This is a genomic window from Desulfomicrobium escambiense DSM 10707 (assembly GCF_000428825.1).
GTDB lineage: Bacteria > Desulfobacterota > Desulfovibrionia > Desulfovibrionales > Desulfomicrobiaceae > Desulfomicrobium > Desulfomicrobium escambiense.
This window is the reverse complement of the sequence record NZ_AUAR01000004.1, coordinates 1-22,529: the sequence shown is the minus strand read 5'-3', so window position 1 is coordinate 22,529 and position 22,529 is coordinate 1. Positions and strand designations below refer to the sequence as shown.

The 22,529-nt window shown below is 62.2% G+C and carries 20 protein-coding genes; 13 read left to right on the top strand and 7 right to left on the bottom strand.

Annotation, left to right across the window (positions count from 1 at the left end; genetic code table 11):
- The first annotated feature begins 33 nt into the window (after window positions 1–33).
- Both G394_RS20015 and G394_RS20010 read left to right on the top strand, forming a co-directional pair.
- Window positions 34–2,697 (top strand): ATP-binding protein, encoded by a 2,664-nt coding sequence (locus tag G394_RS20015; protein WP_051306945.1) that lies wholly within the window; start codon window positions 34–36, stop codon window positions 2,695–2,697.
- Window positions 2,698–2,915: 218 nt separating this feature from the next.
- Window positions 2,916–5,564, top strand: coding sequence for an ATP-binding protein (locus G394_RS20010; RefSeq protein ID WP_051306944.1), 2,649 nt, complete (start codon window positions 2,916–2,918; stop codon window positions 5,562–5,564).
- 13 nt (window positions 5,565–5,577) lie between these two features.
- On the opposite strand, the gene G394_RS0104555 is transcribed toward G394_RS20010, so the two are convergent.
- The 4 genes from G394_RS0104555 to G394_RS0104540 all read right to left on the bottom strand — a co-directional run bounded on the left by G394_RS0104555 (window position 5,578) and on the right by G394_RS0104540 (window position 9,049).
- Complete coding sequence (locus G394_RS0104555) at window positions 5,578–6,249, bottom strand: ABC transporter ATP-binding protein (protein WP_028576649.1); 672 nt, start codon at window positions 6,247–6,249, stop codon at window positions 5,578–5,580.
- Window positions 6,250–6,257: 8 nt separating this feature from the next.
- On the bottom strand, window positions 6,258–7,421 hold the full coding sequence (locus G394_RS0104550) for an ABC transporter permease (RefSeq protein ID WP_028576648.1): 1,164 nt from the start codon (window positions 7,419–7,421) through the stop codon (window positions 6,258–6,260).
- Window positions 7,418–7,867 (bottom strand): DUF2318 domain-containing protein, encoded by a 450-nt coding sequence (locus tag G394_RS0104545; RefSeq protein ID WP_028576647.1) that lies wholly within the window; start codon window positions 7,865–7,867, stop codon window positions 7,418–7,420. Before G394_RS0104545 ends, G394_RS0104550 begins: the two co-directional genes overlap by 4 nt.
- Window positions 7,868–8,116: 249 nt before the next feature.
- Window positions 8,117–9,049 carry a putative 2-dehydropantoate 2-reductase gene (locus G394_RS0104540; RefSeq protein ID WP_028576646.1) on the bottom strand — a complete coding sequence of 311 codons (933 nt, stop codon included), beginning with the start codon at window positions 9,047–9,049 and terminating at the stop codon, window positions 8,117–8,119.
- A 225-nt stretch (window positions 9,050–9,274) separates the two neighbouring features.
- Here G394_RS0104540 and G394_RS17930 point away from each other — a divergent pair, with 225 nt between their 5' ends.
- The 6 genes from G394_RS17930 to G394_RS0104510 all read left to right on the top strand — a co-directional run bounded on the left by G394_RS17930 (window position 9,275) and on the right by G394_RS0104510 (window position 14,117).
- Window positions 9,275–9,739 carry a DinB family protein gene (locus G394_RS17930; RefSeq protein WP_051306943.1) on the top strand — a complete coding sequence of 155 codons (465 nt, stop codon included), beginning with the start codon at window positions 9,275–9,277 and terminating at the stop codon, window positions 9,737–9,739.
- On the top strand, window positions 9,736–10,452 hold the full coding sequence (locus tag G394_RS0104530) for a hypothetical protein (protein ID WP_028576645.1): 717 nt from the start codon (window positions 9,736–9,738) through the stop codon (window positions 10,450–10,452). The genes G394_RS17930 and G394_RS0104530 overlap by 4 nt, the downstream gene beginning before the upstream one ends.
- Window positions 10,453–10,603: 151 nt before the next feature.
- Window positions 10,604–11,560, top strand: coding sequence for an ABC transporter substrate-binding protein (locus G394_RS0104525; RefSeq protein WP_043774767.1), 957 nt, complete (start codon window positions 10,604–10,606; stop codon window positions 11,558–11,560).
- Entirely contained in the window at window positions 11,561–12,343 is a 783-nt protein-coding gene (locus tag G394_RS17925; protein WP_043774765.1) for an ABC transporter permease, read from the top strand.
- On the top strand, window positions 12,340–13,107 hold the full coding sequence (locus tag G394_RS0104515; protein ID WP_028576643.1) for an ABC transporter ATP-binding protein: 768 nt from the start codon (window positions 12,340–12,342) through the stop codon (window positions 13,105–13,107). Before G394_RS17925 ends, G394_RS0104515 begins: the two co-directional genes overlap by 4 nt.
- A 95-nt stretch (window positions 13,108–13,202) precedes the next feature.
- Window positions 13,203–14,117 (top strand): AEC family transporter, encoded by a 915-nt coding sequence (locus G394_RS0104510; protein WP_028576642.1) that lies wholly within the window; start codon window positions 13,203–13,205, stop codon window positions 14,115–14,117.
- 111 nt (window positions 14,118–14,228) lie between these two features.
- Here the strand turns inward: G394_RS0104510 and G394_RS0104505 are convergent, their stop codons facing one another.
- Window positions 14,229–14,801, bottom strand: coding sequence for a 2-oxoacid:acceptor oxidoreductase family protein (locus G394_RS0104505; protein WP_028576641.1), 573 nt, complete (start codon window positions 14,799–14,801; stop codon window positions 14,229–14,231).
- Between the two features lie 10 nt (window positions 14,802–14,811).
- Window positions 14,812–16,671: a thiamine pyrophosphate-dependent enzyme gene (locus G394_RS0104500; protein ID WP_028576640.1), complete on the bottom strand. Its 1,860-nt coding sequence runs from the start codon at window positions 16,669–16,671 to the stop codon at window positions 14,812–14,814.
- Window positions 16,672–16,779: 108 nt separating this feature from the next.
- On the opposite strand from G394_RS0104500, the gene G394_RS0104495 reads away from it, so the two are divergent.
- The 5 genes from G394_RS0104495 (at window position 16,780) to G394_RS21080 (ending at window position 22,303) form a co-directional block, all read left to right on the top strand.
- Complete coding sequence (locus G394_RS0104495) at window positions 16,780–17,142, top strand: carboxymuconolactone decarboxylase family protein (RefSeq protein ID WP_028576639.1); 363 nt, start codon at window positions 16,780–16,782, stop codon at window positions 17,140–17,142.
- Window positions 17,143–17,371: 229 nt separating this feature from the next.
- The gene (locus G394_RS0104490) at window positions 17,372–18,616 is read left to right on the top strand and encodes an ATP-binding protein (RefSeq protein ID WP_028576638.1); all 1,245 of its coding nucleotides are present in this window, start codon (window positions 17,372–17,374) and stop codon (window positions 18,614–18,616) included.
- 5 nt (window positions 18,617–18,621) lie between these two features.
- Complete coding sequence (locus G394_RS21085; protein WP_156902434.1) at window positions 18,622–19,164, top strand: hypothetical protein; 543 nt, start codon at window positions 18,622–18,624, stop codon at window positions 19,162–19,164.
- Between the two features lie 104 nt (window positions 19,165–19,268).
- The gene (fic, locus tag G394_RS0104485; protein ID WP_043774764.1) at window positions 19,269–19,874 is read left to right on the top strand and encodes a protein adenylyltransferase Fic; all 606 of its coding nucleotides are present in this window, start codon (window positions 19,269–19,271) and stop codon (window positions 19,872–19,874) included.
- Between the two features lie 119 nt (window positions 19,875–19,993).
- Window positions 19,994–22,303, top strand: coding sequence for an NACHT domain-containing protein (locus tag G394_RS21080; protein ID WP_028576636.1), 2,310 nt, complete (start codon window positions 19,994–19,996; stop codon window positions 22,301–22,303).
- Here the strand turns inward: G394_RS21080 and G394_RS20625 are convergent.
- Window positions 22,220–22,529: integrase core domain-containing protein (locus G394_RS20625; protein WP_028577464.1), on the bottom strand; the 310-nt coding region annotated here is incomplete at its 5' end. The two genes, G394_RS21080 and G394_RS20625, sit on opposite strands and share 84 nt — an antisense overlap.

Genomic DNA, 22,529 nt, shown 5'->3' with positions numbered 1-22,529 from the left:
GAATTTACCACCCCGAATTCCGGAAGCAGGGAAATGCTGAAACACCTCCTCCACGGATCCATTCGCAAGAAGCTCGCCATCCTCTTTCTCGCTTCGGCCCTGCCTGCCTTCGCCGTCATTTTCCTTTACGGCCTGCAAAGCCGCAGCGAGTCCATCGCCCGCTCGGAAAACGAGTTGCTCCGCTTCGCCGCACACGTGGCCGACATCCAGGAGACGACAACCCTCTCGATCAGGATTCTGCTGGAAAACCTGGCCATGCTGCCCGACATTCGCGACGGCCAAGCCGCTGCGTGCAAACAGGTCCTGGACCGCGCCTTGAAAACAAACCCGAACATCAGCGCCATCACCCTCGCCGACCCCGACGGGCGCGTCATCGCCACCACGCGGCCACAGGCGGGCGCCAACCTCTCCGGCAGCAAGCACTTCCGGGATGCCGTGGCTACCGGGAAATTCGCTTCCGGCGAGTTTTTCATCGGACGTCTTGCACCCATCCCCCTCTTTCCCTTCGCCTGCCCCGTGCTCGATGACGCCGGTCATGTCCGAGGGGTGCTGCTGGCGAGCATCCCCCTGGAAAGCTTCAGCACGCTGTTCAACACCATGGAGCTTCCCCCCGATTCCTTCATCGGCGGCTGCGACCATGCCGGCATCCGGATTTTCCGCTATCCTTCCGCAAGCCCCGGACCCGTTGGCGAGCCCATCCGGCGGCCGATGTTCCAGGCTGCGGCGGCGGGAGGCGTCGAGGGCATCAAGACGGATAGCGGCACCGACGGCATCGAACGCATCGTCGCCTTCCGGAACGTGCGCCTTGACCCGGATGGACCCGCGTACATGACCATCTTCATCGGCGCGCCGAAAACCATCGTGCACGCCAACGCCCAGCGGGAGATGGTCCGCAACCTGGGCATCTTCCTGCTGGCCATGGCCATGACCCTGATCAGCGGCTGGTTTTTCGGCGGCAAGCGGTTGGGGCGCAAACTCGAAGAACTGGCCGACGCATCCGGGCGGTTCGGCCAGGGGGACCTCGCGGCCCGGGTGGAACCGGACCCGGATGTCACGGAAATCGCCACACTGACGTCGGCCTTCAATGACATGGCCGCATCCCTGAGCCGCGAGATCGAGGGCATGAAGCGGACGGAAGAGGCCCTGCGCCTGAGCCAGGAACGCCTGGCGCTGGCCCTGGACGCAACAAGCGACGCCATCTGGGACTGGGATCTCGAAAACAACCAGGTGTATTTCAGCCCCCGGTACGCCACCATGCTCGGCTACACGCCCGACGACTTCCCGCCCGCCCTGGTCACGTGGGAAGGGCTGCTCCACCCAGACGACCGCGAGAACGCAAAACGCATCGTGGCGGACCACATCGAACGCGGCGCACCGTTCACGCTGGAATTCCGCCTCCGGACGAAAGACGGACGGTGGCGCTGGGTCATGGGCCGCGGAAACGTCGTTTCCAGAAACGCGTCGGGTAAGCCGACCCGCCTCATCGGCACGCACGTCGACATCCACGACCGCAAGCAGATGGAACTGGAACTGCTCAATGCCAAGGAGGCCGCCGTGGCCGCCAACCAGGCCAAATCGGAATTCCTGGCCAACATGAGCCACGAGATCCGCACACCCCTGAACGGCATCATGGGCATGCTCCAGCTTCTTGAAGCCGAGGTCCGAGACGCGGAACAGCAGAAATTCTGCGCCTTGGCCCTGCAATCGACGAACCGGCTGACGCGCCTGCTTTCGGACATCCTCGACCTGTCCCGCATCGAGGCGGGCAAGATGGAAATTCGCCAGGAGCCTTTCGACTTCCGGGGAATGCTGCAGCAGACCATCGACCTCTTCATGCCCATTTCCGTGCAGTCACAGGTCGCACTCCAACTTCACGTGGACCCCGCTGTCCCGTCAAACGTGAAGGGGGACCCCCTCCGGCTGCAGCAGGTGCTGACAAACCTTCTCGGCAACGCCTTCAAATTCACGCGCCATGGGCGCGTCGCCGTGGAGGTCTACCCACTGCCAAGCCGCAACGAAAGCGAAACCCGGATCTTTTTCACGGTCTCGGACACGGGCTGCGGCATTTCCGAAGAGTCCCTGCGCAACTTGTTCCAGCCGTTCACCCAGGCCGCCCAGGGCTATGCCCGGAACCACCAGGGCGCCGGCCTGGGCCTGACGATCTGCAAGAATCTGGTCGCGCTCATGGGCGGATCCATCGCCGTCGAGAGCGAGGTCGGGACGGGCACGAATTTTCATTTCTGCGTCACCCTCGGGAGCCTGCCCGAGGCCCTGCCCCAACGGACGCCTGCTGACACGCCGCAGCAGACGCAAGCCACGGGCCGGGTTCTTCTGGCCGAGGACGACGAGGTGACGCACTTCTCCGTGCGCAGGATGCTGGAAAACAAGGGATATTCCGTGACCTCGGCCCGAAACGGGCAGGAGGCCCTGGACCGTCTGCACCACGAGGACTTCGACATCGTGCTCATGGACGTCCAGATGCCCGTCATGGACGGCCTGGAGGCCACCCGTCTCATCCGCGCCTCGCACGACTTGGGCCCGAAGCGGAACATCCCCGTCGTGGCCCTGACCGCCTACGCCATGCCCGGCGACAGGGAGCGTTTTCTGCAGGCAGGCATGAATGCCTATCTGGCCAAACCGGTCTCCATTGCGGAACTGACGTCGACCCTCGACAAATTCATGCGCGGGGGGGCATGATCCCGGCCGGAAACACCACGATACGGCGCATGCTCCAGTCCAACCGGTGCCTCCCGCTTTCAGACTTTTCAGGGTCCGCGTCCCGAGCTCTAGGCAGCAGCTGCAAAAACAGATACGTGCATCATGCCGGATTCATCCGGCATGATGCACGCAAATCGGTCCGTTCGCCGGCGCTCCCGGCTGGATAAAGAGAGCCACACCTTCCGCCCGGAAAAAAAATGCTGACACGCACCCTTCACGGTTCGATACGCAAGAAACTCGCCCTGCTCTTCATCTTCTCGGCCCTTCCGGCCATCGTCATCGTCCTCTTGACCGGCCTGAACAACCGACACAAAGCCATCACAGAGGCCGAAAAGGATCTGCTCCATTTCTCCTGGCATATCGCCGAAACCCAGACCAAAACCACCGAGAACATCAAGACGCTGCTGGAGAGCCTGTCGGCGTCGGAGGAAGTGCGCAGCAAGGATGTGGCTGGCTGCGAAAGGCTTTTCGCCGACGTGCTGCGCATCAACCCGCTGTACGGCGCCCTGCATCTGGTCGACACCCAGGGCAACCTCATCGCTTCAGGCACCGCCCGCAAGCCCGCGAACTTCGCCCGGACCAGACATTTCAGAGACGCCTTGGAGACCAAAGGCTTCTCCACGGGTGAATATCTCATCGGCGTCACCCTGCACGTGCCGGTCTTCGCCTTCGGCTGCCCCGTTTTCGGCGAGCGGGGCGAGGTCACGGGCATCCTGCTGACCAGCATCCGACTGGACCTTTACCGTGACGTGTTCAGCAGCGGAGCCTTTCCGCCCGATTCCTTCATCGGCATCTGCGACCGAAACGGCAACCGGCTGTACCGTTACCCGGAAAGCCCCGCCACGCCCGTGGGCGGCCCCATCAAAAAGGAAATCTTCGATGCGGCCAAAAACGGCGGGACCGAAGGCCTGGTCGTGGGAAAAGACTCCGACGGCGTGGAACGCATCCATGCCTTTCACCAGGTGCGCGTCGCCCCCGACCAACCGCCCTACATGTACGTTTTCACCGGCGCTCCGAAAGCAGCCTTCTTTGCCGCCAGCCAGGCCCAGATGATCCGGGATTTCGGCCTGCTCTTCCTGGCCATTGGCCTGACCCTGATCATCGGATGGTACCTCGGAGGCCGAACCGTTGGCCACAGGTTCGAGGAGATGGCCGCGGCCGCCAAGCGCATTGGCCGGGGGGACCTCTCGGCCAGGGTGCAACCGGCTCCAGACATCGAAGAAGTCAACATCCTGTCGCAGGCCTTCAACAGCATGGCCGAGTCCCTGTCCGAAGACATCGAAAGACGCAGCCACGTCGAGGAAGCGCTGAGGGAAAGCGAGGCGCGCTTCCGCAACCTTTTCGAGCAGGTTCCCTCCGTGGCTGTCCAGGGCTATGACATGGGTGGCACAACGATATACTGGAACGCAGCCTCGGAAACCCTTTACGGGTACACGGCGCAGGAAGCGGTCGGAAAAAATCTGGTGGATCTGATCATTCCGCCGGAAATACGGGAGTTCGTGCGGAAGGATATGCGGTCCATGGCCGAGACGGGCGTTCCCATCCCCGCCGGGGAGTTGTCGCTCATGCGCAAGGACGGTTCGAGGGTGCTCGTCTTTTCGAGCCACGTCATCGTCAAGAAACCGGGCAGCCCGGCCGAACTCTTCTGCCTGGACGTGGACCTGACGAGCAGAAAACTGGCCGAGGACGCGCTGCTGCGGGCCAAGGAGGCGGCCGAGGCGGCCAACCAGGCCAAGTCGGAATTCCTGGCCAACATGAGCCACGAGATCCGCACCCCTATCAACGGGGTCATGGGCATGCTGCAACTCATGGAGACGACGTCCCTCGACGCCGAGCAGTCGGAATACGTGGACCTGGCCAAAGGATCCATCGGCCGGCTGAACAGGTTGCTCGCGGATATCCTCGACCTGTCGAGAATCGAGGCAGGCAGGATGGAGATCCGCAAGGCGGAGTTCGGCCTCGGCGAGATCGCGGAGTCCGTGTCGACGCTTTTCGCGCCGACGGCCAACGCCAAGGGCGTCAGTCTGGGATGTCGCATCGATCCGGCCCTGCCCCTCCGCTTCGTCGGGGACGAGACGAGAGTGAGGCAGGTCCTCTTCAATCTGGTGGGCAACGCCCTCAAATTCACGGATCAGGGACGGGTCGACCTGACCGTGGAGGCCTTGTCGTCGCCCGGGCAGAGCGGGCTGAAGGTCGGCTTCACCATCACCGACACGGGCATCGGCATTGCCGAAGACAGGTTTAAGGAAATATTCGAACCGTTCCGCCAAGTGGAAAATTCCTACACCCGCACCTATCAGGGGGCAGGCCTCGGCCTGGCCATCGTCCAACGACTGGTCAACCTGATGGATGGCGAGATTTACGTCGAGAGCAGCCCGGGGCACGGCACCACGATGCGCGTCGTGCTGCCCCTGGAACCGGCGTCCGCCCCAGCGACGCACGAAACGGCTGAAACTGCGGACGGCCAGGGGCGGCTGCGCATCCTTCTGGTGGAAGACGACCCATCCAACCAGATTCCCATCCAGATCATTCTGACCAGGGCCGGACACGAGATCGTCCTGGCCGAAGACGGTGAAAAGGCCGTTGAGGCCCTTGAGGGGCAGCACTTCGACTGCGTGCTGATGGACATCCAGATGCCCGTCATGGACGGCGTCCAGGCCACGATGGCCATCCGGCAGTCCGAGAGCCTCCGGGGAAAACGGCGCGTCCCCATCATCGCCATGACGGCCTACGCCATGACCGGCGACCGGGAGAAGTTCCTGGCCGCGGGCATGGACGGCTATATCGCCAAGCCCGTGGTCGTCGCGGATCTCATGCGGACCATCACCGAAGTCATGCAGGGCTGAGCCAACCTCCCGTTCACACCTCTGCGAGCACGACCCCGTCGGCCATGCGCACCACCCTGTCTGCGCGGCGGGCATAGGCTTCGTCGTGGGTAACCATGACGATAGACAGGCCGTCCCGCTTCAGGTCCGCCAGCAGCGACATGACGGACTCCCCCGTGGTCTTGTCCAGATTGCCGGTGGGCTCGTCGGCGAAGAGGATCTTCGAGTCCTTGACCAGGGCGCGGGCGATGGCCACGCGCTGCTGCTCGCCGCCGGACAGGTGTCCGGGCAGCTTGCCTCTCTTGTCCGCCAAGCCCACGCGGGCCAGGCACTCGTCCGCCCGGGCCCGTTCATGGCCGCCCACGCGGCCCAGACCCGTCATGAAGGGCAGCAGCACGTTCTCACGGGCCGTCAGGTAGGGCAGCAGGTAGTGGAACTGGAAAACCACGGCGAAGTCGCGGTTGCGCAGCCTGTTCAGGCGCTCGGGAGAGAAGGCGGTCACGTTCTCCCCGCCGTAGAGAATCTCGCCGCTGTCGGGGGTCAGCAGGGTCGAGAGGACGTTCAGGAACGTCGTCTTGCCGGAGCCCGACCGCCCGACGATGCTGACGAACTCCCCTGCCCCGACGGTCAGGCTGACGCCGCGCAGGGCCGTGGTGGCGACCCCTTCGGAGGTGAAGATCTTGGTGATGTCTTTGGCTTCAAGCATTGCGTGCCTCACAGGGAGATGAGCGCCGTGGACGGCTCGATGGAAGCGGCCTTCCACGACGGGAAGAAGGCGGCCAGGACGGAGACGCCGACGATGAGCGCGCACGTCAGCACGAGATGCCCGGGGTGCATGGCAGCCTCGGCCTCCTGGGCCATGCCTAGGAGATCCAGGACCTCGACGCTCAGGAAAAATCCACCGAAATACCCGACGACCCCGGCCGCCAGGCCGATGAGCACCGCCTCGAAACAGAACACTCCGAAGATCCCGGCGCGAGAAAAGCCCAGGGAGCGCAGCAGGCCTATCTCGCGGACCCGCTCGTTGACCGAGGAGAGCATGGTCGCGCCGACCATGCAGCAGGCAATGAGGAGGATGACCAGGCTGACGGTCAGGATCAGGTGCTCGACGAAGTGGACCGAGTACATGCGCTGCTTGACGATGGACTGCATGGCCTGGATGTCCGTGTCGGGGAGCTTTTCCTCCAGCTGGCGCACGATGTCCTCGATGGGGCAGCCCGCGCACAGGGCGGCCACTTCCACGAAGCTGACCTTGCCCTCCTGCCCGAAGGCCGCCTGGGCGAAACCCAGGTCCGCGAACATGACGGAGTCGTCGTCGCTGCCCGTGGGGTCGAGGATGCCGGAGACCACCGCCGGCCGCCCGGCCAAATCGAACCCGCCCCCGACCTTCAGGCCGAGCCGGGCCGCGGCCTTGGAGCCCGCCAGGACGCCGTTCTCCACGCCCGGAAAATCGCCCTGCATGGACCAGTAGCCCTTGAGGACCTTCTCGCGCTCGAAGCGCACCCCGACCACGCCCACGGCCATGTCGCCGATCCTGGCCATGGACACGAGCTTGGGCGCCACAACGCTGATGCGGTCGCGGTAGCCGATGGACAGGATGCGCTCCTCCGCGTCGGTCTCGCGCAGATCCGTCATGCCCATGAGCATGTCGCCCATGGAAAACCCGCCGTAGCTCACGGTCAGCTTCTCGCTCCTGGGCGAGACCAAAATGTTGGCGCCGAAGGCCGTCAGCTTCTTTTCGAGGGAATGGCCCACTTCCCGCGAGACGTAGTTGAGGGAGACGATGGCCACCACGCTCAGGGTGAAGACCGTGAACAGAAGCGACGTCTTGAGCCACTTCTTGCGCATGGTCCGCAGGGGGATGGTCAGGATGTTCACTTGAAGAACTCCGCGCCGGCTGCCAGGTCGGCCACGGAAATGACGACATCGCCGCCCTCGACCCGGTGCGCCAGCGGCGCGGGGTTGCAGCCGCCCTTGACGTCGCCGATGCGGGAGGCGTGGAAGCGCATGCCGCAATTGTTGCAGATCACGAACTCCTTGTCCTGGGTGTAGCCCTTCTTGGCGTGGTAGCAAACGTCGCAGGCGTCGAAGGCTGCCCGCAGCCTGTCTCCGCTCTCGATCAGGAAGAACTTCAGCTCCGGCCCGTCTCCCGCGAAGCGGAAATGGTGGACCTTGCCGTCGGACACCTCGGATGCCGGGATCCTGACGACGCCGTTCTCGGCCTGCACGGCCTTGGACCCGGAAAACATGTCGAGAAAGGCGAAGGCCTGGGAAGCGCCCAGAGACATCAGGACAGCGAGAAACACGGCGTGAACGGTTTTCATGATCATCCCCCGAAAAATTCGTATTGATATGGTCGGAATTTAAAAGCACGAAGCATACCAACGAAAAATCGAATCATTCCAGGGGATGGGAAGAACGAAATGCAGAACCTGACACATGTGCGCGCAGCGGCATCAATCCTTTTGCACATGTGCAGGCCCGTCGCGACGCGAGGGCAGGCAGGCCCGCTCGGAGCGGGAAAACCCGGAGGCGCAGGGCCTCCGGGGGGACAGTCCGTATGAAGGGCGAATTCAGGCTGAGCGCAGGCGCTCGTCGAGAAAGAGCAGCTGAAGGTAGATGGTCCGCACTGCGGGCAGGTCCACGCCATGCTCGGCGGCGGTGCGCAGCGGCTCGCCGTAGATGGCCTCGACCTCCAGGGGGCGACGGTTCTCGGCGTCGAGCATCATGCTCGGCTTGTACGGAGCCATCCTGTCGGTGGAATCGAGGATGTCGTCGATGAAGGATTCCGGAATCTCGCGGCCCATGGACAGGGCGCCGGCCCGGACTTCGACCATCAGGTCGCGGGCCAGCCGGCGCGTGGCCGGACAGCTGACGATGAGGTCCGTGGTGGCGCCGAGCAGGGCGCAGGGGCCGTTGAAGGCGATGTTCCAGAACAGCTTGCGCCAGCGCGCCAGGATCAGGTCGTCGCATTTCTCCACCGGGATCCCCGCACCCTCGAAGAGCGTGGCGGCCCGTTCCAGTTCGGGCGTGACCCCGGCCGGACGGTCGCCGCAGAGATAGTGGCCCAGGGTCACCTTGCCGTAATCGAGATGCGCGACGTGGCCGAGCCCGATCTTGTTGCAGCACACGAAGCACAGGCAGCCGATGACCGTCACACCCAGGCCCAAACGGTCGATGGTTCGCTCGCCGTTCAGGCCGTTCTGCATCAGCACCACGACGCCCCCCGGACCGCAGACAGGGGGCAGGAGCTTTTCCAGCAGATGGTTGGTAGTCGTCTTGGTGGCCACGAGGACGACGTCACAGCGCGGCATGTCCTCGACGCGCCCGTAGGCGTTGACCTGCGGGAAGAACATGTCGCCGCGCACGGAATCAACGCGCAGGCCGTTGTCACGAACGTGTCCGTAGTCCGAATGGAACAGGAAATGGACCTCATGCCCGGCACTCAGCAGCCGGGCCCCGTAGTAGGCGCCGATGGCGCCGGAACCGATGACGGCGATGTTCATGGATGCATCCTTGGGAGTTTTTGTGGCGTCGGCCCCGCCGGTCCGGATTTCGGACCGTCTGCGCGGTCTGGACCGGCACGGAAGGCGGAAAGGCTTCCGGGAGGCGGTTACGTCTCGCACGAGCGGCGCCCTGTCAAGAACGCCCTCTCGGCCGGCCAGCCCATTTCCCCTTGAACCGTCGCCGCCTCCCGCGCTATTCGTCCACGCACGAAACAAGGAGCGAACATGGACACCGCCGCATACAGAACGCACATCGACGCCTTCCAAACCCTCATGGACGCCAGCGCGCACCTGGCCGACATCCGACTGACCGAAGACACATGGACCCTCAAGGAGATGGTCGCCCATCTCGTGGACTCCGCCGCCAACAACCACCAGCGCTTCGTGCGCCTGCAGCTCGAGCCCGTCCTCGTCTTCCCCAAGTACGACGCCGAAGAGTGGCGGAATGTGACCGGCATCGGCCCCTTCGGCTACGCCGACGTGCTGGCCCTGTGGAAAAGCTACAACCTGTTCCTGCTGCACCTCATCGAAAGCGTGAACCCGGCCGCCCTGTGTCATGTCTGGAGACGGGAGGACGGCGACATCACCCTGGAGGCGCTGATCCGCGACTATTTCGTGCACATGGAGTTGCACCGGAAGCTGTTCGCCGAGCGCGCCGCCGAAATCCGGGCCGTGGAAGGAAAGGCATGAGTCACGCCGAACGGGGCGAAATTCCGGACCGCACGAAGGAAAGAACAGCGCAGCGCCCAAACCTGGTCCTGATCCTCGGCACCGACGCCTCGGGCAAGGATCACGTGGCCCGGCTGGTGATGGCGCATCTGCAGAAGACCGGCGTATTCGTGGAGAAGCGACGCGGCTGGCTCTCGGCGCCCACCTGCGCGGCCGAGTCCTCGGAGCACAAGGGGCCCGTGCGCCTGTTCGCCGAGAGGCTTTTCCTGCGCATCTATCCCCTCATCGCCTGGGCGCTGCCGACGGCGCTGACCCTGTGCATCCTGGCGGACGTCCTGACCTACCGCCTCCTGCGCCGCAAGCCGGTCATGGTCGTCAGCCACACGGCCCTGCGCCTGCTGGCCTTCCACATGGGGCACGACGAGTCCTTCCGCATGCCCGCCTTCCTCCGCGAAGCCCTGGCATCCCTGCGCGGCCAGGGGTTGCAGACCCTGTTCGTGACCACGGAGCGCGACATCCGCATCCGGCGCATCGACGACCGCATTCGGCGGGACAAGGTCGACCACTTCGACCTTTACATGGCCAGGCGGCCCCGTCACGGGGAGCGCGTCACGGACGCCCTGGAACGCATCGCCATGGACTTCTTGCACGCGCACACGGTCCGCAACGATGCCCATGGCGACGAGCACATCGCTGCCTCACTGCACGAAATCTGGCCCGTAGGTCGCTCTTAACTCTGAGCACGGCACCGGCCGACCACCGCCTACCCCCTGCGATCTCCTTTCATGACGGCAAGTTGCAACTGCGCGACCGCCATTTTTTGCTGCTGCGCTCATTGACGAAACGATCGATTTTCGTTTTTAGTTTGCCCCGGAGGAAATACCAATGCACAAAATTCTCATCGCTCTCTGCCTGGCCCTGACCGCCACCTGCGCCTTTGCCGCCGACACGCCCGTGACCGTGGCCCACGCTACCTGGGTCGGCTACGGCCCCCTGCACATCGCCAAGGAACTCGGGTATTTCAAGGAACAGGGCCTCGACGTGAACCTGACCATCATCGAGGACGAGTCGCAGTATGCGGCCGCCCTGGCCTCGGGCAACATCGACGGCCTGGGCAACGTCATCGACCGCGAGGTCATCCACTTCGCCAAGGGCACCCCCGAAACCGTCATCTTCGCCATGGACGAGTCCACGGGCGGAGACGGCGTGGTCGCCGCGGGCGGCATCAAGACCGTGGCCGACCTCAAGGGCAGGACCGTGGCACTGGACAAGTCGTCCACCTCGTACTTCTTCTTCCTGTCCATCCTGGAAAAGAACGGCATGAAGGAGGACGAGGTGAACATCCAGGAAATGGGCGCGTCCGACGCCGGCGCGGCCTTCGTGGCCGGCAAGGTCGACGCCGCCGTGACCTGGGAGCCCTGGCTGACCAACGCGGGCCAGCGCGAAGGCGGCCATGTCCTGATTTCCAGCCGCGAGATGCCGGGGACCATCGTCGACGTCTTCGTCATGAACGCGGGTTTCATCGCCAAGCACCCCGAGGCGCCGACCAAGATGGCCAGAGCCTGGTTCAAGGCCATCGAATGGTACAAGGCCAACCCGGCCAAGGGCGACGAGATCATGGCCAAGGCCTTCGGCCTGTCCGCCGCGGAAGTGGCCGACATGGCCAAGGGCGTGACCTTCAAGGGCGCGGCCGAGAACCTGGCTTTCGTCAAGCCGGGCCAGGGCCTCTACGCGGTGGCCGACCGGGCCATCCGCTTCTGGAAGGAGAAGGGCATCATCGAGAAGGAAGTCACTGCGGCCGATTTCGTGACGGACAAGTTCGTCGTCGAAGGCGCCAAGTAGGTGTCGACGCACCCCAAGGCCAGTCCCGCCCACCGTGCGGGGCTGGCCCTCCTTTCCTTCGCCGCGGTGTTGGCGGCCTGGTCGGCGGCCTCCTACGGCGGGCTGGTCAAGGACCTCTTCCTGCCCAAACCCCACAGCGTGCTGCTGGCCTTCGCCGACATGCACCGCGACGGCATCCTGCTGTCCTACACCTGGGACAGCGTGTACCGCGTCATGGTCGGGTGGTCCCTGGCCGTGGCCGCGGCCGTGCCGCTTGGCCTCTTCATCGCCACGTCGCGGCGCGGAGCGGCCGTGTGCGCGCCGCTCATCGAGTTCGCCCGCTACCTGCCGGTGGTGGCCCTGGTGCCGCTGACGCTCCTGTACTTCGGTATCGGCGACGGCCAGAAGTTCGCCATCATCTTCCTGGGCACCTTCTTCCAGCTCGCGCTCATGGTCGCCGACAGCGTGGCCGCAGTGCCCCGCGACCTGGGCCGGGCCGCCGCCACCCTGGGCGCGAGCCGGGCCCAGATCTACCGCATGGTCCTGCTGCCCGGCGCCCTGCCCGGCATCATGGACGACCTGCGCATCACCGTGGGCTGGGCCTGGACCTACCTCGTGGTGGCCGAACTGGTGGCTGCCAACTCGGGGCTGGGGTACATGATCCTGCGCGCCCAGCGCTTCCTGGCCATCGACCGCATCTTCGCCGGCCTGGTCCTCATCGGCCTGCTGGGCCTGGCCACGGACTGGCTGTTCAAGACCGCCGCGCGGCTGTGCGTGCCGTGGAGCGAGAAGGTGGACACATGAGCGCGCTGCTGGAGATCAGGGACCTGCGCAAGGATTTCTCCGGGGCGGCCGGCCCCGTCACGGCCCTGGAGGGGATCGACCTCGACGTGGCCGAGGGGGAGCTGGCCGTCATCGTCGGGCCGTCGGGGTGCGGCAAGTCGACGCTGCTGAACATCGTGGCCGGCCTCGAACACGGCACGGGCGGGGAGGCCCGCATCGACGGACGCCCCATCACCGGGCCGGGCGCGGACAGGGGCATGGTCTTCCAATCCTACACGCTGTTCCCCTGGCTGTCCGTGCGCGAGAACGTGGAGTTCGGCCTGCGCATCAAGGGTGTGCCCAAGGACGAGCGGGCCGAAACCGCGAGGCGGTATCTCGGGCTGGTGGGCCTGGCCGACTTCGAGAACGCCCTGCCCAAGGAGCTGTCCGGCGGCATGAAGCAGCGCGTGGCCATCGCCCGCGTGCTGGCCAACCAGCCGCGCATGCTGCTCATGGACGAGCCCTTCGGCGCCCTGGACGCCCAGACCCGCCTCGTGCTGCAGGAACTGCTGCTCAGGATCCGCGCCCAGGAGCGCAGCACGGTCCTTTTCATCACCCACGACATCGACGAGGCCATCCTGCTGGCCGACAACGTCTACGTCATGTCGCGCCGGCCGGGACGCCTCAAGGCGCGCATCCCCGTGGACATCCCGCGGCCGCGCGACCACAGGGTCACGGTCAGCGCCGATTTCGCGGCCGTCAAGGCGCGCATCATGGAGCTGCTCTGGGAGGAGATCACGGTTTGACGACCCTGCAACCGCGCAGACCGGAGCATCTGGGCGCCGTTGCGGTTTTCAGGAGATGCCCTGCGGTTCAGGGTGCGCGCTTTGGGAGGTGATACGTGGACGTTCTGCAGACCATCACGCCGATTTTTCTCCTGATCCTGACCGGCTTCGTGCTGCGCAGGGCCTCCTTCCCGAGCCTGGAGTTCTGGCCCCAGGCCGAACGCCTGACCTACTACGTGCTCTTCCCTGCCCTGCTCATGGACAAGCTGACCTCCATGCACGCCGGTCAGCACCCTCTGCTGGCCATGGCTGCGTGCCTGGTCGCGGCCATATGCGCCGTCGCCGCAGCACTCATGGCCGTCCGGCCCCGGCTGCAGAGCGACGGCCCGGCCTTCACTTCCATTTTCCAGGGTGCCATCAGGCCCAACACCTACGTCGGCCTCTCGGCAGCGGGCGGCCTGTTCGGCGACGAGGGGCTGTCCCTCTCCGCCGTGGCCCTGATGACCGTCATCCCCACCGTCAACGTGCTCTGCGTGCTGGTTCTGACCCGCCACGGCCGGGACACTCGGGCGCGCGGCCTGCGCGACACGGTGGTGCAGCTCGGGCGCAATCCGCTCATCCTGGCCTGTGCCGCGGGCTTCGCCCTGAACGGGGCGGACGTCACGTTGCCCGCCATGCTGCAGGAAGGGCTGCACATCCTCGGCAGCGTCTCCCTGCCCCTGGGTCTGCTGGCCGTGGGCGCGGGGCTGTCCTTCTCCGCCGCACTGGACGGATGGAGGGACGTCATCGCCAGCTCGCTCTTCAAGCTGCTGATCCTGCCCCTGCTGGCCTTCGCCGCGGGCAAAATCCTGGGCCTTTCCGGAACGCCGCTCGGCGTCTGCCTGATCTTCACCGCGGTCCCGGTCTCGGTCTCGTCCTACATCCTGGCCCGGGTCCTGGGCGGCGACCACGACCGCATGGCCGCCATCATCACCGTGCAGACCATGCTGGCCATCGTCTCCATGCCGCTGCTGCTAGGCCTTCTGCTCTGAGATCTGCCCAGTCTCCGGAACAACCGTCTCCCCGAAAAATAAAACGCGGGAACCCGACAATCCGTCGGGCTCCCGCGTTCAGCCGAATCCGATCGTTTTCGCGCGGCGGTTTTATCCCGCTGCCCTGAACAGCCCCAGGTTCGCCTCCAGGGCCGCACCCTTGAGCAGGTCGTCCATGGCCCTCTCGTAGTGTTCCGTCGCCACCCCGGGGATCAGGCCCAGCCTGTTCACGGCCGAGAGCAAGGCGACGTTCTGCATGCGCGGGTCCTTGATGTCCGGGCTCGTCACGGCGTGAACCGTGATGGAGCGGGCGGCCGCCGCCTGGGCGACGTCCTCCGCGCTCACCTCGGCGGCAGTTCCGAGGCGCACGGGCAGGGGCTGCAGCACGGTGTCGTAGTAGACCAGGGTCCCGCCGTCGCGCAGGGCCGTCTGCATGGCGCGCAGGGCCTCGTGGCGCTCCAGGGCGACGACGAGGTCCGCCTCCCCTGCAGGGATGATGGGGCTGTGGGCTGCCTTGCCGAGGCGAATCTGGGACACGACGATGCCGCCGCGCTGGGCCAGACCGTGGGTGTCGACGGCCTTGGCCGCGTGGCCGGCGTGGTCCGCGGCGCGCAGGATGATCTCGCTCAAGAGGCCGATGCCCTGCCCGCCGACGCCGCAAAGATAGATATTGAATGTATTCATGGGGCGCTCCTTAGCGGATGATGGCCTTGCTGGGACAGGTCTGCATGCACGAGCCGTCTCCGATGCACAGCTCCGGGTTCACGGTCACGCTGCCGTCGGCGGCCAGGGTGAAGCTCGGGCAGGCGAAGTCCTGCACGCAGACGTGGGCGCGGGTGCAGAGATCCTGGTCGATGGTCACGTGACGGTCCACGTAACCGCTCTTGCGGCGCTGGTTGCGGGTGAAGAGCAGCATGCAGGGGTGGCGGGCGATGACCACGCTGAAGGCGTCCACGTCCAGGGCCTGGCGCATGAGATCCGTCAGCTCGGCCTGCTTGTAGGTGTCGGTCTCGAAGATGTGCCTGACCCCGAGCCCTTCGAGGAGCTGACGCACCGGGATGGCGTCGGTCTGCTCGTTGAAGTTGCGCCCGGACCCGGCATGGTCCTGGTGCCCGGTCATGGCCGTGGTGCCGTTTTCCATGAGCACCAGGGTCAGGTTGTGCCGGTTGAAGAGCGAGTTGACGATGCCCGGCAGCCCGGCGTGGAAGAAGGTCGAGTCGCCCAGGAAGGCCACGACCTTGCGCGTGTCGTTGAAGAGGGTCAGGCCCGCGCCCATGCTCGTGGACGCGCCCATGCACAGCAGAATCTCGCCCATGCGGTAAGGCTCCATGAAGCCCAGGGTGTGGCAACCGATGTCGGCCACGGTGATGGCCCCCTCGGGCAGGGCCTTTTTGATGGCGTGAAAGGCGCTGCGGTGGCCGCAGCCGGGGCACATCTGGGCCGGGCGGGCCGGAACGGCAACCGCGGAGGCAACGGCCTTGCGGGCCGGGATCATGTCGGGCCAGGTGCGGTGCAGGATGTCCCGGACCTTGTCCGCCGTGTACTCGCCGACCCAGTCCTCGTCGTCGGCCTTGCCGATGACCCTGGCGGCCAGGCCCCGGTCGTAGGCCAGGGCCTTGATGTCCTTCTCCAGGGTGTCGTCCAGCTCCTCCAGCACCTTCACCTCGGCGTGGCTCTGCAGAAAGTCGGCGATGACGCGCGTGGGCATGGGGTACGGCATGGCCAGCTTGAGCACGTCGGGCCTGTCCGACAGCCCCTCCAGGACATCGGCCACGGACAGGGCGACCATGCCCGAAAGGATGATGCCGCGCGGGCTGCCGTGGCCCGTGACCGTGTGCAGGCCGCGCTCGTCCACCCAGCGCTCGGCCTTGCGGAGGTTCTCCAGGGCAGTGCGCTTCTTGGGGAAGACGGCGGCCGTGAGGGGGATGTACGGACCGTTGGCCGCGTCGAAGCGCGGGTTGTTCTCAAAGATTTGCGGCTCCCAACCGGCGAAGGCGACCTTCTCCTTGGCATGGCAGCCGTGGGTCGTCAGGCGCAGGATGACCGGGCGGCACAGGCTGCGGGCCAGAGCCGCGGCCTCCTTGTAGTAGGCGTAGACCTCGGCCGGGTTGGCAGGCTCCAGCAGCGGCGTGTAGCTCATGGCCGCGTAGTGCCGGTTGTCCTGCTCGTTCTGGGAGGAGTTGGCGCCGGGGTCGTCGCCCAGGACCACGACCATGCCGCCGATGAGGTTCAGGAGCGACAGCTGCACGAAGGCGTCCGCAGCCACGTTCAGGCCCACGCTCTTGAAGAAGACCGTCGACAGGTACCCGTTGAGGGACGCGCCCAGGGCGACCTCCGTGGCCACCTTCTCGTTGGTCGAGAATTCGAAATAAAAGGGCCGCTTCTCTGACGCGATGGACTGGATCGCCGTGGCGATCTCCGGCGTCGGGGAACCCGGATAGGACGTGACGACGCGCGTCCCGGCCTCGACCATGGCCCGCACCAGAGCCGTATTGCCCATGACGATCTCCGAAAACGGCGTCCGGGTCGTCAGCATTTCACCCATGTACTTCATGTGCGTCCTCGCTGTAGGGAGGTTTCGGACCCCTGAAAACGGAAATCCCGATATTCGTACCGCCTACCCCACACCAAAGCGGGAGGCAATGACCCCACGGAGAAAACCATGTCCGACCTGACCTTCACGAAGATCGAGCAGAGCATCAAGGACCGCAAACGCCTGCACCTGACGTTCCTCAAAAACGTCAAGACCTACGCCCCGTTCCTGGAACTGGAGGAAAAGGCCTTCGCCGACGGCGCCCTGAACCGGAAGACCAAGGAGCTGATGGCCCTGTCCATTTCCATCGTCACCAAGTGCGAACCATGCATGGAATGGCACCTCGACCAGGCCATGCAGCACGGCGCCACGGACCAGGAGATCTACGAGACCATCGACGTGGCCATCGAAATGGGCGGCGGCCAGGCCGGGGCCTACGCGCGCTTCGTGCTCAAGGCCATGGAGTATTTCAAGGGGAAGCGGGAGGAGTGACGGGCCAGACTGTCGGAATCCTGAACCCAAGATTTCTGCACCGGAAGGGAGGCAACTGCCGGCTTGCTCCAGCCTCGTCAAACCCTGACGTATAATAATACAATTATCCAAATTTATTCAATTTATATCATCATCTTTGCTTATAAACTGGCAATTGGACGAACATGAACTGACAATTGGACGAAATACAATTTGCAATTGGACGGACGACAACCTACATATGGACGCCATGGAATCGACAGACCTCTATCCACGCTTCATCCGCCCCCGCCTGCTGGAGGCGCTCGCCGATGCACCGGTCGTGCTCATCCATGGCCCCCGCCAGTGCGGCAAGACGACCCTGGCCCGACAGGCGGGTGAGGATGCAAGCTTTGCCTATCTGAGCTTTGACGACGACGTGCAACGCGCCGCCGCGCAGAGCGATCCTGTGGGCTATGTCGCCGACCTTCCGGCGCGGGTGATCCTGGACGAAATACAGCGCGTGCCGGAACTGTTCACGGCGCTCAAAGCAGCCGTGGACGCCCGCCGGGAGCCCGGCCGTTTCATCCTGACCGGCTCGGCCAACGTGCTGCTGATCCCCCGCCTGGCGGATTCGCTGGCCGGGAGGATGGAGATACTCAGACTCCACCCCCTGGCCCAGGCGGAACTCTCCGGGAAGAACCCGGAACTCCTGCCCGCGTTGCTGCAAGGACGCTTCAAGGCAGGCGTCACTGGCAGGCGTCTGGGCCGGGATCTGGCCGAACGCGTGGCCGCCGGAGGCTATCCGCCCGCCTTGAAGCGCGCTACGGCCAAGCGCAGAGCCGTCTGGTACCGCGATTACGCCGAAACCCTGGTCCAGCGGGACATCCGCGATCTGGCCCGCATCAGCCAGATGGACGCCCTGCCCCGTCTGCTGACACTGGCTGCCGGGCAGACGGCCCGCCTGCTGAACGTGTCCGACCTGGCCGCGCCCTTCCAGGTCAGCCGCAGCACGATCCGCGAATACGTGACTTTGCTGTCGCGGATTTTCCTCCTGGAAGAACTGCCTCCCTGGCACAGCAACCGTCTCAGCCGGCTCATCAAGACCCCGAAGCTGCACCTCGGAGACACGGGCCTGGCCTGCGCCCTGCTCGGCCTAGACGCCGACGCCCTCTGGAACGACCGCGCCGTGTTCGGCCAGATCCTGGAAACCTTCGTCTATCAGGAACTGAGGCGCCAAGCCGGCTGGCTGGATGACGCAGTCTCGTTCAGCCATTTCCGGGACAAGGACAAGACGGAAGTGGATATCGTGCTGGAATGCGGGGGGCGGATCGCGGGAGTCGAGGTGAAGGCGTCATCGACAGTGACCGCCAACGATTTCAAGGGGCTGCGCAAACTCCAACAGGCTGGGGAAAACCGTTTTGCAGCCGGGATCGTGATGTACGACGGCGAGGCCATTGTGCCGTTCGGAAATCAGCTGTATGCCGTGCCGATATCGAGTCTATGGGAGAATTGAAACACATGAGCCTCACTCCAACAATCACTTCAGTACATGGTCAATATCGCAAGATGGAACGAGAGAGATACAGAACTATTCATTGCAAAAATTCTATACACAGGGCAGATCACTTTATAAACTTTTGTATTACAGCACATTCTATCCAAGACTATATACTCGAACATATTAATAAAATACAAAAAAGTGAAGCAGATTCGCAAAAGGAAATATGGAATGGAAATCCAATAATAAAAGCCGTAGTCGAAATATCAAATTCTTCAAAGCATTTTAAAATAAGAAATGTAAAAACAAAAAAACCAAGACAAGTAACGACAAAAAATGTAAAAAAAACAAAAAGTAAATTTGTCGAAATTCGTGAATCCTCAGATGGAACAATCTGGACAAATATCGAAGAAGTCAATGACTATAGTGTACACATTTCAGATGGTTCACGACACAATCTCGACGAATTCATGAAATCAGTTCTCGCTTTTTGGAAAGCAGAACTGAAGTCTCATGGCGTAATTATTCGCAGACAATCATGCGCATCATTGATCGGAGAATAGGCATGAACCATGACAAGAACTAATGCGATTTCAAATGCGTCATCCTGCAGGATCAAGACCCTTTCAATGTACGCAACGTCCCGGAATGGCAAGGGAGCCATGACATGATTTTGGAAAACAAACTCCACATCACCGACCAGATTGAACTTGCCAAAGCCGAAGAAAAAATCACCAAACAAAAAGCCAAACAACTCTTTGACTCGGGCGATATCCGCAAGACCGAAGTCGGCACCTTCGCAGGTTTATCATTTATCCACGCCTATTTGTTTGAAGATATTTATACCTTTGCCGGGAAAATCCGCGACGTGAATATCGCCAAAGGGGATTTTCGTTTTGCTCCGCTCATGTATCTGGAGCAATCGCTGAAATATATCGACAAGATGCCGCACAGCAACTTTGATGAAATCATCGAGAAGTATGTGGAGATGAATGTTGCCCACCCCTTTCGCGAAGGCAATGGCCGCGCCACCCGCATCTGGCTTGATCTCATGCTCAAATCCCAAATCAAACAGGTAGTGGACTGGAATCTGGTCGATAAAGAGGAGTACCTGTCCGCCATGCAGCGCAGTCCCGTGAAAGACCTTGAAATCAAAGCCTTGCTGAAACAAGCACTGACCGGGCAAGTTGATGACCGCGCGCTGTTTTTGAAGGGCATAGATGTGAGCTATTACTACGAAGGCTACTGCGAATTCAAAACCGAAGAACTGTAGGCATGGGTACTAAAGCTTGATGAACAAGCCACTGGATGGCGCAGGAGTGAAATGTCTGGGAATATGAGTTAGAGTATGTTTGAGGTATTCATAGCTATGTTTATGAAGGATAACGGATAATGGCCTTTGAACCCGGCGGCATGTCGGAAAAGCTCGGCAACCGGTATGAGGGCCGTTGGGTTGCCAAGCAACTTCTTCGGCTTTTGAATGAAAATATCCAATCGGTCACCGTGGAGTTGATCGGCCCGGACGAACAGGGCGTCGACCTGCTGGTTGTAGGCAAGGATGGGGTCCGCCAATTGCAGCAATGCAAGGCCCGTTGCGGTAGCCGTGAATCTTGGACCATCTCAGCGTTACGCGACAAGGGGATTTTGGGGCACTTGAGACACCACCTGGATCGCGATCAAAACCACAAATTCTCCCTGGTCACGGCAATCCCCGCACAAACGTTCGCGGATATCTGTGAAAGCGCCAGAAACTCCAATGACAACCCTAGGGATTTCTTCCAATATCAAATCCAGGACGTTAGCGAACAAAGACGCAAGATTTTCCAAGATTTTTGTGAAGCCGTGGAGCTTGACCCCCAAATAGAAGAGGACCTCGGAAAGGCCTTTAACTACCTCAAGCGCACCTATATCGAACTTTTCCCCGATGACCGCAACACATGGTCTGATCTCCTGACATATTCCAGCTTTCTGTTGACCGGCGAGCCGGAAACCGCGCTTAGCACTCTGCTCACCTATGCGGAGAACGAAGATAGATACCGACAGCCTATTTACGTTGATGAATTGCGGCGATTCCTTGCTGAAAATCATAAGATCCATCCCAAAAAGCTTGAGCATGACGACCGGATTACTCCTGCCATAGAAGAGCTGCAAAGACAGTTCTCCGATTCCATCCGTCCGGGCCTGATAAACAGCGCCATCATTCCCAGAGAGGAGACTCCCAGGATCATCGAATCCATTGATAAGGGGCACGATGTGGTTGTCCATGGGGCTGCGGGAAACGGAAAGAGCGGTGTCATGTATGAACTGACAAATTATCTTCAGCAGCAAAATATCCCTTATCTTCCCATCCGCCTTGACCGGCGTATCCCCAGCAACACAGCCAGGGAATTCGGTGTAAATTTGGGCCTGCCCGAGTCGCCTGCCTATTGCTTGGCCGGTCTGGCGGCTGACAGAAAGTGTGTTCTCATTCTGGATCAGTTAGATTCCATCCGCTGGACAGCGGCCCATTCTTTCGGCGCCATGGACGTGTGCAAGGAGATTCTCCGGCAGGTCCGGTCACTGCGCGGCGCCGGAAAAAACATCGCCATAGTCTTTGCCTGCCGCACCTTTGACCTTGAAAATGACCCGGAGATAAAAAGACTATTCGCCGAGGGCAAGGAACAGGGCATTTCCAAGATACCGGTGAAGGAATTTTCAGACGAACAGTTGAAAGCGATCATCGGCCAGGAAATCACTTCCCTGACCAAGGCCCAGAAGCGCATTCTTTCCTGCCCGCAAAACTTGGCAATCTGGATGGAGCTGAAAAAAGAAGGGGCAATGCCTGTTTTTCGTTCCGCTACGGAACTCATGCGCCGCTTCTGGGACAACCGCCGCCGGCTTCTTGAGGAGCAAGCAGGAATCTCCGCTGATCAAATGGATGCTTTTTTGGCCCCTTTGCTTGGTTACATGGAGAGCAAAGGCGAGATCTCGGCGCCTGCCACTCTTGTGGCAAACAAACCGACCATGCAGGATGCCTTTGTTTCATTTGGCATCCTTCAACAGGGGGTGAACAGAATAAGCTTTTGCCATCAACGGTACCTGGATCATCTGATTGCCGAACGACTGCTGCAGAAGATTTACCAGGGCACCGGCTCCGTGATCGAATGGCTGGGGCCAAAGGAAAATCAGTCTCTGTTCCGGCGCGAACAACTGCGCCAGGTGCTTGCCATGCTGTCTGAAGAATCGCCTGCTGATTTTTTCAACACGGCCCGGGAGCTCCTTGAATCAACGGCAGTGCGTTTTCACCTCAAGCATCTTGTTCTTGAGTTGATCGGCCAAATTGATGAGATCGCCGACGATATCGGTGCATATTTCTTGAAGTTGCTCGATGAGCCTCATTGGCGGGACCATGTTCAGGAAACTGTATTTTTGGGGCACCATCCGTGGGTATCCTATCTTCTAAATGCCGGGATCATCTCAAAATGGATAGAATCTGAAGATGAGCAGAAAATCAACCGGGCCTTGTGGCTGCTTCGCACTGTGGCCGCGCATATCCCTGACCCGGTAACAGAAATTCTTGCGCCACTTGTTGGCAAAGGCGACGACTGGCCTGTGACCTGCCGGGAAACTTCGGACCACTCAATTCTTGAGGGTTTCCCCACGGTTCATGTTTTTTCCATACTGCCGACAGAAATGTTCTGGCGTCATGTTGTTCAGGCTTGAATGCGGGCGAACGGAGTTGTAGTGCCGCCTCCATTCCTCGATCACAACCCGCGCCTCGGCCCGACACCGGAACCATTCCATCGACAGACATTCGTCGCGAAATTTGCCGTTAAAACTCTCGTTCAAACCGTTCTGCCATGGCTTCCCAGGCTCAATCAGCGCCAAATCCAGAGACTCCCGAGCCGCCCATTTGAGCAGCGCCTTCGACACGAACTCAGGTCCGTTG